Annotated in this window: 15 protein-coding genes; 8 read left to right on the top strand and 7 right to left on the bottom strand. The window is 35.7% G+C overall.

Annotation, left to right across the window (positions count from 1 at the left end):
• Positions 1-51: 51 nt before the first annotated feature.
• The 3 genes from H602_RS0102100 to H602_RS20065 form a co-directional block, all read right to left on the bottom strand.
• Positions 52-588 carry a DUF4136 domain-containing protein gene (locus H602_RS0102100; RefSeq protein ID WP_026976527.1) on the bottom strand — a complete coding sequence of 179 codons (537 nt, stop codon included), beginning with the start codon at positions 586-588 and terminating at the stop codon, positions 52-54.
• 182 nt (positions 589-770) lie between these two features.
• The gene (locus H602_RS0102090) at positions 771-2,753 is read right to left on the bottom strand and encodes a urocanate hydratase (RefSeq protein ID WP_026976526.1); all 1,983 of its coding nucleotides are present in this window, start codon (positions 2,751-2,753) and stop codon (positions 771-773) included.
• A 145-nt stretch (positions 2,754-2,898) separates the two neighbouring features.
• Complete coding sequence (locus tag H602_RS20065; protein ID WP_169516014.1) at positions 2,899-3,075, bottom strand: C1orf53 family protein; 177 nt, start codon at positions 3,073-3,075, stop codon at positions 2,899-2,901.
• A gap of 28 nt (positions 3,076-3,103) precedes the next feature.
• Between H602_RS20065 and H602_RS0102080 the strand changes: the two genes are divergently transcribed.
• The 6 genes from H602_RS0102080 (at position 3,104) to H602_RS0102055 (ending at position 8,504) form a co-directional block, all read left to right on the top strand.
• Positions 3,104-3,436 carry a hypothetical protein gene (locus H602_RS0102080; protein WP_026976525.1) on the top strand — a complete coding sequence of 111 codons (333 nt, stop codon included), beginning with the start codon at positions 3,104-3,106 and terminating at the stop codon, positions 3,434-3,436.
• 44 nt (positions 3,437-3,480) lie between these two features.
• Positions 3,481-4,416 (top strand): hypothetical protein, encoded by a 936-nt coding sequence (locus H602_RS0102075; protein ID WP_157504811.1) that lies wholly within the window; start codon positions 3,481-3,483, stop codon positions 4,414-4,416.
• Between the two features lie 92 nt (positions 4,417-4,508).
• Positions 4,509-5,423, top strand: a complete 915-nt coding sequence (locus H602_RS0102070) for a 1-aminocyclopropane-1-carboxylate deaminase/D-cysteine desulfhydrase (RefSeq protein ID WP_026976523.1) — start codon at positions 4,509-4,511, stop codon at positions 5,421-5,423.
• Complete coding sequence (locus H602_RS0102065) at positions 5,416-6,264, top strand: glucosaminidase domain-containing protein (RefSeq protein ID WP_026976522.1); 849 nt, start codon at positions 5,416-5,418, stop codon at positions 6,262-6,264. The genes H602_RS0102070 and H602_RS0102065 overlap by 8 nt, the downstream gene beginning before the upstream one ends.
• Positions 6,265-6,305: 41 nt before the next feature.
• A complete protein-coding gene (gene hemL / locus H602_RS0102060; RefSeq protein WP_026976521.1) occupies positions 6,306-7,592 on the top strand; it encodes a glutamate-1-semialdehyde 2,1-aminomutase in 1,287 nt (428 codons plus the stop codon).
• Between the two features lie 141 nt (positions 7,593-7,733).
• The gene (locus H602_RS0102055; RefSeq protein ID WP_026976520.1) at positions 7,734-8,504 is read left to right on the top strand and encodes a CDP-alcohol phosphatidyltransferase family protein; all 771 of its coding nucleotides are present in this window, start codon (positions 7,734-7,736) and stop codon (positions 8,502-8,504) included.
• A gap of 84 nt (positions 8,505-8,588) precedes the next feature.
• On the opposite strand, the gene H602_RS0102050 is transcribed toward H602_RS0102055, so the two are convergent.
• The 3 genes from H602_RS0102050 to lysS all read right to left on the bottom strand — a co-directional run bounded on the left by H602_RS0102050 (position 8,589) and on the right by lysS (position 11,309).
• Positions 8,589-8,948 carry a hypothetical protein gene (locus tag H602_RS0102050; protein ID WP_026976519.1) on the bottom strand — a complete coding sequence of 120 codons (360 nt, stop codon included), beginning with the start codon at positions 8,946-8,948 and terminating at the stop codon, positions 8,589-8,591.
• A gap of 60 nt (positions 8,949-9,008) precedes the next feature.
• The gene (locus H602_RS0102045; protein WP_026976518.1) at positions 9,009-9,446 is read right to left on the bottom strand and encodes a Spy/CpxP family protein refolding chaperone; all 438 of its coding nucleotides are present in this window, start codon (positions 9,444-9,446) and stop codon (positions 9,009-9,011) included.
• 159 nt (positions 9,447-9,605) lie between these two features.
• The gene (lysS, locus tag H602_RS0102040) at positions 9,606-11,309 is read right to left on the bottom strand and encodes a lysine--tRNA ligase (protein WP_026976517.1); all 1,704 of its coding nucleotides are present in this window, start codon (positions 11,307-11,309) and stop codon (positions 9,606-9,608) included.
• 529 nt (positions 11,310-11,838) lie between these two features.
• Here lysS and lipB point away from each other — a divergent pair.
• Positions 11,839-12,561, top strand: a complete 723-nt coding sequence (gene lipB / locus H602_RS0102035; protein ID WP_035758728.1) for a lipoyl(octanoyl) transferase LipB — start codon at positions 11,839-11,841, stop codon at positions 12,559-12,561.
• On the opposite strand, the gene H602_RS0102030 is transcribed toward lipB, so the two are convergent.
• Entirely contained in the window at positions 12,556-13,185 is a 630-nt protein-coding gene (locus H602_RS0102030) for a ribonuclease HII (protein WP_035758725.1), read from the bottom strand. The two genes, lipB and H602_RS0102030, sit on opposite strands and share 6 nt — an antisense overlap.
• Before the next feature lie 174 nt (positions 13,186-13,359).
• On the opposite strand from H602_RS0102030, the gene H602_RS18020 reads away from it, so the two are divergent.
• Positions 13,360-15,291 (top strand): S8 family serine peptidase, encoded by a 1,932-nt coding sequence (locus tag H602_RS18020; RefSeq protein WP_051224116.1) that lies wholly within the window; start codon positions 13,360-13,362, stop codon positions 15,289-15,291.
• Positions 15,292-15,347: the final 56 nt, after the last annotated feature.

Genomic DNA, 15,347 nt, shown 5'->3' with positions numbered 1-15,347 from the left:
AAAAACCGTAACAGTTTTGCTACGGTTTAAAACTCTTAATTTGATAAATTATTACTTAATCTGTGGTGGATATTGTTTCAAAATTTGGGTCACAAACTCTTGAATCCGTTCCTCTTTCTTGTCTTGATTTCTAAAAATTTCGCCTTGTCCTTCACCTTGCCAAATCATTTCCTTCTTTTTTGCATCAATCATATCGATGAATAAAGTGCCATTAGTTGACGTCCGAACGGATGTGCGATTTCCGCCCCACATGTATGGATTCCAACCAAATCCCCAACCGTAACCCCAGCCGCTGTTAAATGAATTGACATCTACTTGCTCGCGTGATTTGGTAAAGAAGTTAATTAAAATATCAGGATTTTCACTTTTAGTAAACCCTTTGGCAAGCATTTGAGCTTCAATAGCTTTTAAAACTCTTTTTTTGTCTAAATCTGAAATTTCCACTTTATCCACTCCCGCTTTATAAAAAGCAAAAGTTTTGTATTGTGTGAAATCGGCATTTTTATCAAAATCGTTGTATACGCTTACAGAGGAACAGGAAGCAAGTATAAAAACGAGTAAAATTGGAAGGCATCTGATAATTTTCATAGTATAAAATTTAGGATTATTTATTTTTTTTCTCTTGGAAACTCTTTACCACAGCAAAAACGTTCAAAACAATTGAAGTAAATAGTAAAGGGTATTGAATGTAAATGTTTTTTACAAACAAACTGATTGCCAACAGACAAATACCTAACGCCATTAATTTCATACTCATCGACATCATACTACTACCAGTTTAAGATTGAATCGTCCACCATATTAGGGATGGTAACTTTTAATAAAGGTTGCGTTTCCATTGCTCTTTTTATTGCGAAAATAGCTCCTTCATTCCGAGCCCAATTTCTACGTGAAATTCCGTTGTTTACATCCCAGAAAAGCATTGATGCTAAACGTTTTGACGCTTCTTTAGAACCATCAAGAACCATACCGAAGCCGCCATTGATTACTTCGCCCCAGCCAACGCCACCGCCATTATGAATAGAAACCCAAGTAGCACCGCGGAAACTATCGCCAATTACATTCTGAATCGCCATATCAGCCGTAAATCGTGAGCCATCATAAATGTTAGAAGTTTCGCGGTAAGGAGAATCCGTTCCCGAAACATCATGGTGGTCGCGACCTAGAATTACAGTGTCAATTTCTCCTTTTGCAATAGCTTGATTGAACGCTTCTGCAATTTTAGCTCTACCTTCTGCATCTGCATATAAAATCCGAGCTTGAGAACCTACTACTAATTTATTTTCTTGAGCGCCTTTGATCCATTGAATATTATCCGCCATTTGCTGCTGAATTTCTTCAGGCGAATGTTGAATCATTTCCTCTAAAACATCACAAGCAATTTTATCTGTTTTTGCTAAATCTTCTGATTTCCCTGAAGCACAAACCCATCGGAACGGACCAAATCCGTAATCAAAACACATGGGGCCCATAATATCTTGAACGTAACTTGGGTATTTAAAATCAATTCCGTTTTCGGCCATAATATCTGCCCCAGCTCTTGAAGCCTCTAGTAAAAATGCATTTCCATAGTCAAAGAAATAAGTGCCTTTTGCAGTATGTTTGTTAATTGCATCCGCATGTCGACGAAGTGTTTTTTGAACTTCCGTTTTGAATTGTTCCGGATTATTCGCCATCATTTCATTCGACTCTTCAAATGTAAAACCAGTTGGATAATAACCTCCAGCCCAAGGATTGTGCAGCGAAGTTTGGTCAGAACCTAAATCAATATGTACATTGTCTTGGTCAAAACGTTCCCAAACATCAACGATATTTCCTAAATAAGCGATGGAAACGGTTTCTTTATTTTCTAATGCTTTTTGAACTCTTGGAACTAAATCTTCAATGTTTTCAACCACTTCGTTAATCCAACCTTGCGAATGACGAATATGCGTTATTTTTGGATTTACTTCTGCACAAACCGTCACACAACCTGCAATATTTCCTGCTTTTGGTTGAGCTCCAGACATTCCGCCTAAACCAGAAGTCACGAATAAACCGCCTTTTGGTTCTTTTTTAATTTTTCTGAAGCCGTTCAAAACCGTAATTGTCGTTCCATGTACAATTCCTTGTGGACCAATGTACATATAACTTCCCGCTGTCATTTGGCCGTATTGAGAAACTCCCAACGCGTTCATTTTTTCCCAATCATCCGGTTTCGAATAATTTGGTATTACCATTCCATTCGTCACCACAACTCTTGGAGCTTCTGTGTGTGAAGGAAATAATCCCATCGGATGACCAGAATACATGGTCAATGTCTGTTGGTCAGTCATTTCTGACAAATATTTCATCGTCAATAAATATTGAGCCCAGTTTTGAAAAACAGCACCATTTCCACCATAAGTAATTAACTCATGTGGATGTTGAGCGACTGCATAATCCAAATTATTCTGAATCATCAACATAATCGCTTTCGCTTGTTCGGATTTTCCAGGATATTTTGAAATTGGTCGCGCTTTCATCTCATAATCGGGACGAAAACGGTACATGTAAATTCGACCGTAGGTATTCAATTCCTCTAAAAATTCCTTTGCCAAAACCGCGTGATGTTCCTTGTCAAAATAACGCAACGCATTTCGCAATGCTAATTTTTTCTCGTCGTCCGAAAGAATTTCTTTACGTTTTGGAGCATGGTTAATTTGAGTTTCGTATGGTTTTACTTGTGGTAAAGTGGATGGAATTCCTTGTTGTATTTGTTCTTTGAAAGTCATAATATTTGTTGTCGGTTTACAGTTGTCTGTTATAATTGTAATCGGTTTTTTATCGTCTATTTAAAAATATCTCGCATCATTTATTATAGTGTTGTTCTATTCCAGAGGTTAACTGACAACCGTCAACTGACAACTGAAAACTGTTCTACTTCTTGACTGTTCCCGTTTTCTTATCATATCCATACGGACAATGTCTACAGCCACTTTTGCAGCAATAACCGCGTTTTAAGTGGTGTTTTTCGGTAAAACATTTGTAACCTTCGGGCGTATAGTAAAAATCTTCTCCTTCAATTAATTTATTTTCCTTATTTTGCTCGTTCATAGAGGCAAATTTAAAAACTTTAAGGCAAATGTTCGTTACTGTTGCAAAATATTTAATTCCAAAGGGTTTTGCGGGACTCACAGTCTTTCCTTTTATTATTTTAAAAGATAGGAAAAATATCTCCAATCCAATAATAATGCAACATGAGAAAATCCATATTCAGCAACAAATGGAATTATTGATTTTGCCGTTTTTCATTTGGTACGGAATCGAATATTTCATACGAATATTGCAATATAAGGATAAACATACGGCTTATAGAAATATTAGTTTTGAACGTGAGGCTTACGCCAATGAATCGAAGGAGTATTTTTTGCGCAAAAGAAGGTTTTGGAATTTTTTAAATTATATGAAACAGTAAATATTTCCGTTGGGAGACTTCTACAATTCCTTAAATAAATGAACATGAAATACATTTTAATTTTAACGGTTTTAATTTACGCTGATACTTATTCACAATCAATAATCCCAAAAAGTAAAGCTGATTCTAGTTTTGTCTTTTCTAACTACGAGACATTCGATTATAAAAATGAAGGACATAAAGTCAGAAAGCTCTTGAACGAAGGTACATCTGCTTTAATCATTGACATGCAATATAATCGATACATTTCTATGAAAAACAATGAAATCATATTTTATACGCGCTGCGAAGACAGTCTTATTAACACCATCACACTTAGCAAGGAAGATAAGTTAAAATGTGAAATTCTAATAGATGCATTAGTTAAAATTAATCCTGAAAAGCTTATTGAAGCCGACACTACTCAAAAGAGCTATTATTCCCATTACGATAAAGATACAAGTGTGGTTTCAATAAGTAAAGGTGGTAAAATTTTGAAACTTATAACTTCACATGGAAATAATTGGCAGCCTAAATACACATTCCCAGAAGTTAGAGAAAAGTTTTCAAAGTCGTACTTAAATTTGAGAAATTATTTTTATGACGAGGAATTTGAAAGAGTTAAGTCCTTAGATACGATTTATTTGTACGTTGAAAGAGGCAAGGAAATACAACTTGGTGAAATTTCTAATAAAGAAAGGAATACTTTTGGACAACAATATTTGTGGCAATTTAAATGCACTTCGGGTATTTTTATGAGTGTGAATCTTAAAAGTTTTAGCGAACCAGCGGATGTGTTTTACAGAGACAAAACATTTTTAAAAACAAATTCGAGTAAAATAATAAGTATGAATTATTTGAAGAAATTTAATAATTATGATTTAAACCAACTAATCAACTCAAATATACGAAAAGTTTTCATTATTGACAAAGATGAAATTAGTGATGAGAAACTAAAAATTAAAGAAGTTAAAGTAGGTGTATTTAATCTGTATTATTAAAGTTTATTGAGTGTAATTAATGAATATTTTTTTCACAAATTAAAAACCATTATATCCAATAAAATTTAAAAAAAACTGTAATAGATTCTTATATGATTCCACTAAAAGTAAAAAACCAATTCGCATTTTCTGATAAAGAAAGAAATATCGACGTTTACATCAAGCGAGAAGACCTAATTCATCCGTTTGTGAGTGGTAATAAATTCAGGAAACTCAAATATAATTTGGCGGAAGCCAAAAAACAAAATTGCACAACACTTTTGACTTTCGGTGGTGCATTTTCCAATCACATTGCAGCAGTTGCTTTTGCTGGAAAATTTGAAGGACTCAAAACAATTGGAATTATAAGAGGCGATGAATTAGCTGAAAAAATAAATGATAACCCAACCTTGAAATTCGCTTCGGAAAACGGAATGCAATTTGAGTTTGTTTCAAGAGATATCTATCGAAATAAAACGGATAAAGCTTTTTTACTTTCGCTAAAAGAAAAATTTGGCGATTTCTACCTTATTCCCGAAGGCGGAACGAACGAATTAGCGGTAAAAGGTTGTACTGAAATTTTAACGGAAGAAGATAAAAAATTCAATTATATAGTTTCTGCAGTTGGAACTGGAGGCACAATTGCGGGAATTATCAAAAGTTCGTTGTCAAATCAGCAAGTTTTGGGATTTCCGGCGTTAAAAGGGGATTTTTTGCAAAATGAAATTCGTAATTTTGTAAGCGAAACAAATTGGCAACTCGTAAATGGTTTTGAATTTGGTGGTTATGGCAAAGTTACCCCTGAATTAATCACCTTTATGAATGATTTTTATGCTGAAACGCAAATTCTTTTGGATCCGATTTATACGGCAAAGATGGTTTTTGGCGTTAGAAGTTTAATTAAAGACGGGTTTTTTGCCGATAATTCAAGGATTTTAATGATTCACACTGGAGGAATTCAGGGAATTGCAGGTATAAATAATTTGTTAGAAAAAAAGAAATTACCAAAAATAAACAGAAATGATTAAAAAAATTGCGTGTCTATTTGTCGTTGTCTTGCTCATGAGTTGTGGAAGTTCAAAGAAGTATTCAAAGACTTCTAAATCAAAACACACTACAAGCAAAAGAACGGTTCAAACAAAAAAACAGACCACAAGTCCAAAATCAGAAAACAGAGAAACGGAGACCATGGTTTCCACATCAAAAACTACCGTGTATACTGATGTTGTTTTTGCTTACATAAATGATTTTAAAAATATTGCAAAAAGCAATATGAAAGAATATGGCATTCCTGCAAGTATTATTCTGGCACAAGGAATTTTAGAATCTGGAGCGGGAAGAGGTGATTTGGCAAAGCGTTCCAACAATCATTTTGGTATTAAGTGCCATACAGGATGGGAAGGCGAAAAAGTATATCATGACGATGATGCCGCTCAAGAATGTTTCAGAAAATATAAAGATCCAGCAGAGTCCTACAGAGATCATGCTTTATTTTTGACCGGTCGAAGTAGGTATGCAAGTTTATTTGAACTGGACAAAGATGATTACGAAGCTTGGGCCAAAGGTTTGCGAAAAGCAGGATATGCCACAGATCCAAGATATCCTGAAAAATTGATTAATTATATTGAAAAGTACAATTTGCACCAGTATGATTCAGAAGTTTTAGGAAATCGATACACGCCATTTGACAATGCTGCGAAACCAGTAATCATTGCGAGTCATCAAGTTGGAAATACTTATGAAGTGCAAGCTGGTGAGACCTTGTATGCCATTTCTAAAAAGTTCAACATTACGGTAGAAGATTTAAAGAAAAAGAATAAATTATCTGACAATACACTTTCTATCGGCCAAAAATTAATAGTAAAATAGTAAGTTGCGAAAGCCACTTTTATCTAAAATAAAATTTAAAAATGATTTATAAAAGAAGTAGTCAGCTTTTTGCAGAAGCTGAAAAAGTAATTCCTGGTGGTGTAAATTCGCCAGTCCGAGCGTTTAAATCAGTCGGTGGAACGCCCATATTTGTTAAATATGCAAGAGGAGCTTACTTGTATGATGAAGACGATCGACGTTTAATTGACTACATCAATTCATGGGGCCCCATGATTTTAGGTCATGCATTTCCACCAGTTGTGGATGCAGTAATATCTAGAGCAAAACTAGGAACGTCGTTTGGAATGCCAACAGCTTTGGAAACCGAAATTGCCACTTTAGCGGTAAAAATGGTTCCGAATATTGATAAGATTCGTTTTGTAAATTCAGGTACAGAAGCCTGCATGAGTGCGATTCGGTTGGCACGAGGTTTTACAAATAGAGATAAAATAATAAAATTTGCAGGTTGCTACCACGGACATTCAGATTCCTTTTTAATTCAAGCTGGAAGTGGTGCCATTACTTTTGGTTCGCCCAACAGTCCAGGAGTTACAGCGGGAACGGCAAAAGATACGTTGCTTGCCAATTTTAATGATTTAGCAAGTGTACAACAATTAATTGATGCCAATCCAGGAGAAATTGCGACCATTATTGTCGAACCTGTAGCAGGAAATATGGGATGTATTCCGCCACAAAAAGGATTTTTAGAAGGCTTACGCCAAATGTGTACCGATAATGGAATTCTTTTGATCTTTGATGAGGTTATGACTGGATTTCGTTTGGCTAAAGGCGGTGTGCAGGAATTATATAACATAAAAGCAGATATTACGTGTTTTGGAAAAGTAATAGGAGGCGGATTGCCTGTTGGTGCTTTTGCAGCTCGTGAGGAAATCATGAATTATTTAGCGCCTCTTGGTCCCGTTTATCAAGCAGGTACGTTATCAGGAAATCCACTTGCTATGGCGGCTGGTTTGGCCATGCTACAAACTTTAGATGCTGATACAGAAATTTTCGATCGTTTGGCTGCAAAAACTGCATATTTGGAAGACGGAATTCGGAACGTGTTGACGCAAGAAGCAATTGAATTTACTATAAACAGAGTAGGTTCAATGATTTCTGTGCATTTTGCTGCAGAAGAAGTAATCGATTTTGAATCAGCAAAAAAAGGAGATAACGAGCGTTTTAAACAATTTTTCCATGGATTATTGGACGAAGGAATTTACATTGCTCCATCTGCCTACGAAACTTGGTTTATAACGGATGCTTTGACCTATGAAGATTTAGATTTTACCATAGCGGCAATTGCGAAAGTGGCCAAAAAGCTATAATAATATAATTACGTTAAACTTGTAATTGATTCTACCATCATATTGTTATTCTAAAAAGAATAAAACTAAAAAAATTGAGCTACTTTTACGGCTCAATTTTTTTTTCGACTATATTGTCCTGACTTTTCTCCTCGTTTTATAATGTCCAAACTTAGTGCCGAAAACCAATTTTTAGATTTATCAGATTACGGTAGGTCATTTGGAAGATTTCTTGCAAAATCCTTGCAAAAAACAAAGTATACTCCCATTCACGTTACCTTTCTTTTTGGCTTTTGTGGCTTACTTTCGATTGTGAGTATGCTGTCTGGTTATTATATCTTAGCCGGATTTCTATTACTTTTAAAATCTGGAATAGACGCTGCAGATGGCGAGTTGGCACGTCTTAAAAAAACGCCTTCTTATATTGGTAGGTATTTGGACAGTATCTTTGATATCCTGCTCAATTTTATGTTTTTAGGTACAATTGCTTATATTACAAATTCGCATTTTTCGTTACTTATTGCTGCATTTTTTGGACTGCAATTGCAAGGTACTTTATACAATTACTACTACGTAATTCTTCGGAATAATACTCTTGGAGGAGATGCAACAAGTAAAGTTTTTGAAATTAATGCTCCAAAAGCTCTACCTGGTGAAACCCAACGTGCGGTAAATAACATTTTTAAAATGTACCTAAGTCTTTATGGAGTGTACGACAGAATTATCTACTTTTTAGATGCAAGTGCGTACAAAGTGAAACGATTTCCCAATTGGTTTATGACTATCTTGTCTGTGTATGGATTGGGTTTTCAATTATTAATTATGGCAGTTTTTCTAGCTATGAATTTAATTCATTACATTTTACCTTTCTTTATAGCAATGACTTTCCCTATCTTGATTTTAGTGTTAATCAGAAAGAAAATGATCAAATAATTTAAAGTTGCTTAAATAGTTTAGGACAATAAAAAAGACCCCAATTAAGGAGTCTTTTCAATGAATTAATAATGTAATCTTATATTACTTTGTCAACTGATTGAACAGTTTTGTATTTGTTTTCAGTTTTGCAAAATTAGCATCACCAAGGTATGTAGCTAGCTGACTTTCAACGTAAGCGTTAAGTGCCGCCATACGATCTTGAGAAAGAGTGTTTTCTGCTTTTGTTCGGTATTTTGTAATAAATGTTTTATTTATTTCAGGTTTTGCCGACTCCTCAACAGTAACTACAGCTGATAAAGCTTTCATGTCACGTTCTGCAGCAGCTTCAGCAGTTAGCATCGGGGCTTCAACGGATGTTGCTGGAGCTAAAGTTGCTTTTTTAGTTTGAGCGCTAACTCCAAGAGCAGCAAAAAGTGCCAATGCAACAAATATATTTTTCATGATTATAGTTTTTAATAGTTTGGTTTGCCAAATCTAATTAAATAAATCATAAAACCAAAATTATTTTTGTTTAGATTCTTTTTTATTGTTGCGCATTTTAACGTGCTTTGTCTTTTTATCTGCATTTTTTTCCCATTTTGCAAACTGTTCAGGACTAAGAACTTTTTTCATTTCTGTATGCATCGCAATTCGTTGGTCAAGCATTTTGGTTCGCATAGCAAATTTGTCATCCGAATTTCTTTTTTTCATTTCCTCGCGCTTGGCTTTCATTTCATCACGTGTCACCGCTCGTTTGGCTTGTTGCTTTTGCATCAGTTCGGAAATTTCCTTCTGCTGTTTCGCACTTAAATCTAAGTCCAAGGTCATTTTTTTAACCTGCAATTCAGTCCTTTGTTCCGGCGTGAATTCTACTTTTTCTTTTCGATTGTTGTCGCGTCGCTCTTGTGCAATTCCTGATAAACTCAAGGATAAAATTGCAAGTATCATTATTCTTTTCATAATTATAAATTTTAAAACGTTATACCATTAAGACCTTTAAAAAAGAATTTAGTTTAATGAATTAATAATATTGGTAAAGTTTTAACAGCTTCTAAATTATAACATAAAAAAAAAGGAGCTCATTACGAACTCCTTTCTATGATCTATTTATCAGTTGGTTTACCCTACAAATTCAACTGTCTTTGTATCGCCAGTTAAACTCACTTTTATTAAATTATGTCTGCTTAGATTTTTCATCGAAGCGTCCCATTTTTTTCCGCTCAAGCCAGCGGCTAGCTTTAATTGTGCTAAATCAAATGTATTTTCGTTTTTATTCAAAAGTAGAATAATAGTTTTTTCTTCGTCAGAAAGTTCGACTTGAATGGCTTTCTTTTCCGGACGCATTTGAGGGAAAAACAATACTTCCTGAATTGATGGATTATTGGTTAAAAACATAATCAATCGGTCCATTCCAATTCCTAAACCAGAAGTAGGTGGCATTCCGTATTCTAGAGCTCTTAAGAAGTCTTCATCGATGATTCCGTTGGCTTCATCGTCTCCTTTTTCGGCTAGTTTCATTTGGTTTTCAAAACGTGCTCTTTGGTCAATTGGGTCGTTTAGTTCTGAATATGCGTTAGCGATTTCTTTTCCGCAAACCATTAATTCAAAGCGTTCTGTTAATTCTGGATTGTCTCTGTGCTCTTTACAAAGAGGCGACATTTCCTTTGGATAATCAGTGATGAAAGTGGGCTGAATGTAATTTCCTTCGCATTTTGCGCCAAAAATTTCATCAATTAATTTTCCTTTCCCCATCGTGTTGTCCACGTCAATTCCCATGCCTCTTGCAGCTTCAAAAAGTTCCGCTTCTGTTTTACCTGAAATATCAAAGCCTGTAAAATGTTTGATAGAATCGGTCATTGTAACTCGAGCATACGGCGCTTTGAAATTGATTTTATGTTCGCCAAAAGTTGTTTCATTACTTCCGTTGACTTCTGTAGCACAATGCTCCAGCAAATTTTCGGTAAATTCCATCATCCAGTTGTAGTCTTTGTAGGCTACATATATTTCCATTGCGGTAAATTCCGGATTATGTGTTCGGTCCATTCCTTCATTTCTGAAGTTTTTAGAAAACTCATAAACACCGTCAAATCCACCTACGATAAGTCTTTTTAGATACAATTCGTTTGCAATTCGCATGTATAACGGAATGTCTAAACTGTTGTGGTGTGTAATAAAAGGCCGTGCTGCAGCACCACCTGGAATGGCTTGCAGAATAGGCGTTTCCACTTCCATGTATCCGGCATTGTTAAAGAAATTTCGCATTGCAGAAAACAACTTGTTTCTTTTTACAAAAACTTCTTTCACGTTTGGATTCACCACTAAATCTACATAACGCATTCTGTAGCGCAATTCTGGGTCTACGAAAGCATCGTGAATATTTCCGTCTTCGTCTGTTTTTGGCAACGGCAATGGACGAATGGTTTTACTTAAAAAAGTAAATTTATCGACACGAATACATTGAGCTCCGACTTTCGTCAAAAAAGTTTCCCCTTCGATACCAATAAAATCACCTAAATCAGTCAGTTTTTTAAACACCTGATTGTACATCATTTTGTCTTCATCGGGACAAATCACGTCGCGATTTAAATACATCTGAATTCTGCCTTCGCTATCTTGTAATTCAGCAAATGCTGCTTTACCTTGGTCGCGAACACTCATTAAACGTCCAGCAAGAACCACCTTTTGACCTTCGCTAAAATTTTCCTTTACTTGTTTTGAAGTATGTTTTACCGGAAATAAATCCGCAGGATAGGGGTTGATATTTAGGTCACGCAAAGCTTGAAGCTTTTCTCTTCTAATGATTTCTTGTTCTGAAAGTTGCATACATTGTATTTTAAGGCTGCAAAGATACGGTTTTCTGGAAAATTAGCAATGTCAATATTAAGGACAATATCAGGGTCAATATCAATTGCAATATTAATCGCAATTTCAATATAAATGATGAATTACTATCGATATTTATTTTATCGAGAACTGATAACCGATAACCGATAACGGACAACTGCTGCTAGGATCGAATGGTTCGGGCTTTTTCAGTAATCCATGTTCCCGCCATCATCCCAAATCTCCCGAAGTCAGTGCTTCTTCCGATAGCTATCAGAAGACGCACTGACTTCGGGAGGATTTTCCGTTCTGTCGGGGATAGGTGAGGATCTATTTGTATATTTGCAGTCGCTTGGGTTTTGAAAAATGTAGGAACTGCATTCTTGAAAATCCCGCGTTAGGGATAGTAACGAGAAATCCTTTTGTGAAATGCAATGGAACAAAAGATTGAAGTGGATAGCCCGCCGACAGGACTGATTTTTCATCAGGACTGACGGAACGCCCAAATAATTAATTTCAATATACTATTTTGAAACAGAATAAAACCATCCAGTTTGCTGATTTAGGAATTCAAGACTACAAAACAACTTGGGAATACCAGGAAGAAATTTTTAAGGGAATTGTAGATTTGAAAATAAAGAATAGGCGAGAGGAAACGGAGCTTGAAACGCCCAATTATTTTCTTTATGTGACGCATCCGCATGTGTATACATTAGGGAAAAGTGGTGCGTTTGAAAATTTGTTGCTTTCCGAAAAACAATTGGAAGCAAAAGGGGCAACTTTTTATAAAATAAATCGTGGTGGTGATATTACGTATCACGGTCCCGGACAAATTGTGGGTTATCCGATTTTAGATTTAGAAAATTTTTTTACCGACATTCACAAGTATCTTCGGTTTTTAGAAGAAGCCGTAATTCTTACCTTAAATGAATACGGCATAATTGGAACTCGAAGCGAAGGAGAGACGGGTGTTTGGCTTGATGTGGGAACGCCGTTTGCTAGAAAAATTTGCGCGATGGGTGTTCGTGCTTCACGATGGGTTACGATGCACGGATTTGCTTTGAATGCAAATGTTGATTTGGGTTATTTTGACAATATTATTCCTTGTGGTATTCGTGGAAAAGCGGTTGCTTCGATGCATGCTGAATTAGGTAAGGCTGTGGACGAAGATGAGGTTAAACATAAAATCTTAAGCCATTTTGCAGTATTGTTTGAAGCAGAATTGAATTTGACAGAAACTTTAAAATTATAAATCCAATTCTAATTGGTCCGGAAGTAACTTAAACGACATTCGGTGGTATTTTGTGGGGCCGTATTTTCTGATGGCTTCGCGGTGTTCTTTGGTCGGGTATCCTTTATTTTTTTTCCAATTGTACATTGGGAATTCTTCGTGTATTTTATTCATGTATGCATCGCGGTAAGTTTTTGCTAAAATTGAAGCCGCGGCAATACTCATGTATTTAGTGTCGCCTTGAATGATGCTTTGGTTTGGGATTGACTTTAAAAATGCGATTTCTTTATCGGTGAATATTTTTCCAACTGGAGATTTTAGTCCCAGTTTTGCATATAATGCACGATTTCCATCTACTATAATATAGGAAGGAATTTTGTTTAACTTTAAGACGGATTCTTGCATTGCTTTCATTGAAGCGTTCAGAATATTTATTTCGTCAATTTCATCAGGAAATAAATGAGTGACGGCAAAGGTTATTGCTTGACTTTCAATTACTGGACGAAGTGAATCCCTTGATTTTTCGCTTAATTTTTTGCTATCATTTAAGGTAATATTTTGGAACGAATTTTCCAAAACTACCACTGCAGCCGTTACTGGGCCGGCTAAGCAACCTCGGCCTGCTTCGTCCGCGCCAGCTTCCATTGATAATCCAGAAAAGTTAGACAAGAGTGAAACCAAAGGTAATTTTATTGCGTATATAATGTTAATGTTGAATGATTACGAATAAAAAAAATTATATTCGCAAAACTTTATTTACCATACATACTATTAAACCACCACAATATTAAAGAATAATTATTAATTAAGATACATGTTATGAAAATTACATTCACTTCACTACTAATTTTAAGTGGAATCCTTTTAGCTAATGTTGACGCAAGCGCTCAAAGTCCTGCGCAACGAGCGAAAATAACCGAGAAATACGATTTACGTAAGTTGGAAGAACTTAGAGTTGAGTTTCAAAATGAACACAATACAAACTACGCAAGAGCTTTAGAGCTTGCAAAATTAAATAATTGGCCGTTAGAGATTAATAAACCTGATGGTGGATTTTCGCAATTAATTGGGGTTACACCGCAAGATCAGCCCATGTATAATACTACAACTAACAATGGGCTAGCTATAACTTCTCGTGCTGATAGATTACAGCCAGGAGGAACGTTAGGTTTGAATTTAGCAGGTCAAGGTATGTTTGCTGGAGTTTGGGATGGAGGAAAAATTCGTGCCTCTCATAATGATTATGGTACTAGAACTTTTAATTTTGATAACAGTACAATGGCAGTGGCTTTTCACCCGACTCACGTTGCTGGTACAATAAATAGTTCTGGAGCTAGCTCAAGTAGTAATTCAGGACGTGGTGTGGCGTATCAATCAACTGTTTGGTACAGCGATTGGAATAATGATACCGCAGAAATGGTTCTTACTGCTCAAGCAGGAATGTTGCTTTCCAATCATTCTTACGGATTAGATGCGAGTGCGCCAGGATTTGCAACGTATCTGTATGGAGCCTACGTTACAAAATCGAGACAAATTGATGACATCATGTTTAATGCGCCAAAATATCAAGCAGTCGTTTCAGCAGGAAACAATCGTAATGATGGAAATCAAATTTACAATCCTTCAAAAGGAGGTTATGATTTGGTAACTTCAATGGCAACTTCAAAAAATGCAATTGTTGTGGCTGCAACAAATCAAGTTTCTAATTATACCGGTCCTTCTAGTGTGGTAATGTCTAGCTTTAGTAGTTATGGGCCTTCAGATGATCGTAGAGTAAAACCGGATATTGCTACAAAAGGTGTAAATGTATTGTCTACTTCAAATGATAGTGATACAAGTTATGCATCAAGTAATGGTACTTCAATGTCTAGTCCTGGTGTTACAGGTACATTATTATTAGTGCAACAACACTATAGTATGCTGTACGATGAGGAATTTATGAATGCGGCAACTTTAAAAGGATTGATGTCACACACTGCTGACGAAGCAGGATCCTTTGACGGGCCGGATGCTAGATTTGGATGGGGATTGATCAATGCAGAGAAAATGGCGCAAACAATCACCAATGCGAAAGTGAGTAATGCGATCATTTCTGAATTGACTTTAGCCAATGGAGGCAGTTATACAAAGCAAGTTAAAGCTTTGGGTACAGAGAAGCTAATTGCTACAATTGCATGGACGGATAAAGGTGGAACGGCAAATAATTCTGTGGTAGATTTGTCTACTCCAGTTTTAGTAAATGATTTAGACATCAGAATTACAAAAGATGGCGCAACTACATTTCCGTGGAAATTGGATGAATTAGGATTTGATCCAGCATTTAAAGGAGATAATACGGTAGATAATATAGAGAAGGTTGAGGTTGATAGTCCTACTTCTGTTGGAAATTATACCATTACAGTAACGCATAAAGGGACGTTATCAACAGGTGTTCAAAATTATTCACTGATTGTAACTGGAATTCAAAATACATTAGCTGTTAAGGATGAAGTATTGGCAAAAGGTTTTACAGTGTGGCCAAATCCAGCAAATAATGTATTAAATGTATCTTTTGATGGGTCAAATCAAACAGAAGACGCCTTTGTTGCTATCTATGATTTACAAGGTAGAAGCATGCTGCAGCGTAAAGTTACGGCATCGGATATTGTTAATGCTTTAAGTTTAGATGTAAGCTCGCTTGTGTCTGGAATGTATATTATTAATGTGAATCAAGGTTCAAATCAAACTTCAAGTAAGTTCGTAAAGCAGTAAAACTAACGTAAGATTCATTTCAAAAAATCCTGCGTTTGTACAATCGCAGGATTTTT

Source organism: Flavobacterium tegetincola DSM 22377, from assembly GCF_000425485.1.
Classification (GTDB): Bacteria; Bacteroidota; Bacteroidia; order Flavobacteriales; family Flavobacteriaceae; genus Flavobacterium; species Flavobacterium tegetincola.
Note: the sequence above shows the minus strand (reverse complement) of the source record. Positions and strands in the feature narration are given on the sequence as shown.

Bases quoted from the DNA above. Each gene is read 5' to 3' on its own strand.
- H602_RS0102100 (WP_026976527.1), bottom strand. From the start codon at position 588: ATGAAAATTATCAGATGCCTTCCAATTTTACTCGTTTTTATACTTGCT.
- H602_RS0102090 (WP_026976526.1), bottom strand. From the start codon at position 2,753: ATGACTTTCAAAGAACAAATACAACAAGGAATTCCATCCACTTTACCA.
- H602_RS20065 (WP_169516014.1), bottom strand. From the start codon at position 3,075: ATGAACGAGCAAAATAAGGAAAATAAATTAATTGAAGGAGAAGATTTT.
- H602_RS0102080 (WP_026976525.1), top strand. From the start codon at position 3,104: ATGTTCGTTACTGTTGCAAAATATTTAATTCCAAAGGGTTTTGCGGGA.
- H602_RS0102075 (WP_157504811.1), top strand. From the start codon at position 3,481: ATGAAATACATTTTAATTTTAACGGTTTTAATTTACGCTGATACTTAT.
- H602_RS0102070 (WP_026976523.1), top strand. From the start codon at position 4,509: ATGATTCCACTAAAAGTAAAAAACCAATTCGCATTTTCTGATAAAGAA.
- H602_RS0102065 (WP_026976522.1), top strand. From the start codon at position 5,416: ATGATTAAAAAAATTGCGTGTCTATTTGTCGTTGTCTTGCTCATGAGT.
- hemL (WP_026976521.1), top strand. From the start codon at position 6,306: ATGATTTATAAAAGAAGTAGTCAGCTTTTTGCAGAAGCTGAAAAAGTA.
- H602_RS0102055 (WP_026976520.1), top strand. From the start codon at position 7,734: ATGTCCAAACTTAGTGCCGAAAACCAATTTTTAGATTTATCAGATTAC.
- H602_RS0102050 (WP_026976519.1), bottom strand. From the start codon at position 8,948: ATGAAAAATATATTTGTTGCATTGGCACTTTTTGCTGCTCTTGGAGTT.
- H602_RS0102045 (WP_026976518.1), bottom strand. From the start codon at position 9,446: ATGAAAAGAATAATGATACTTGCAATTTTATCCTTGAGTTTATCAGGA.
- lysS (WP_026976517.1), bottom strand. From the start codon at position 11,309: ATGCAACTTTCAGAACAAGAAATCATTAGAAGAGAAAAGCTTCAAGCT.
- H602_RS0102030 (WP_035758725.1), bottom strand. From the start codon at position 13,185: ATGGAAGCTGGCGCGGACGAAGCAGGCCGAGGTTGCTTAGCCGGCCCA.
- H602_RS18020 (WP_051224116.1), top strand. From the start codon at position 13,360: ATGAAAATTACATTCACTTCACTACTAATTTTAAGTGGAATCCTTTTA.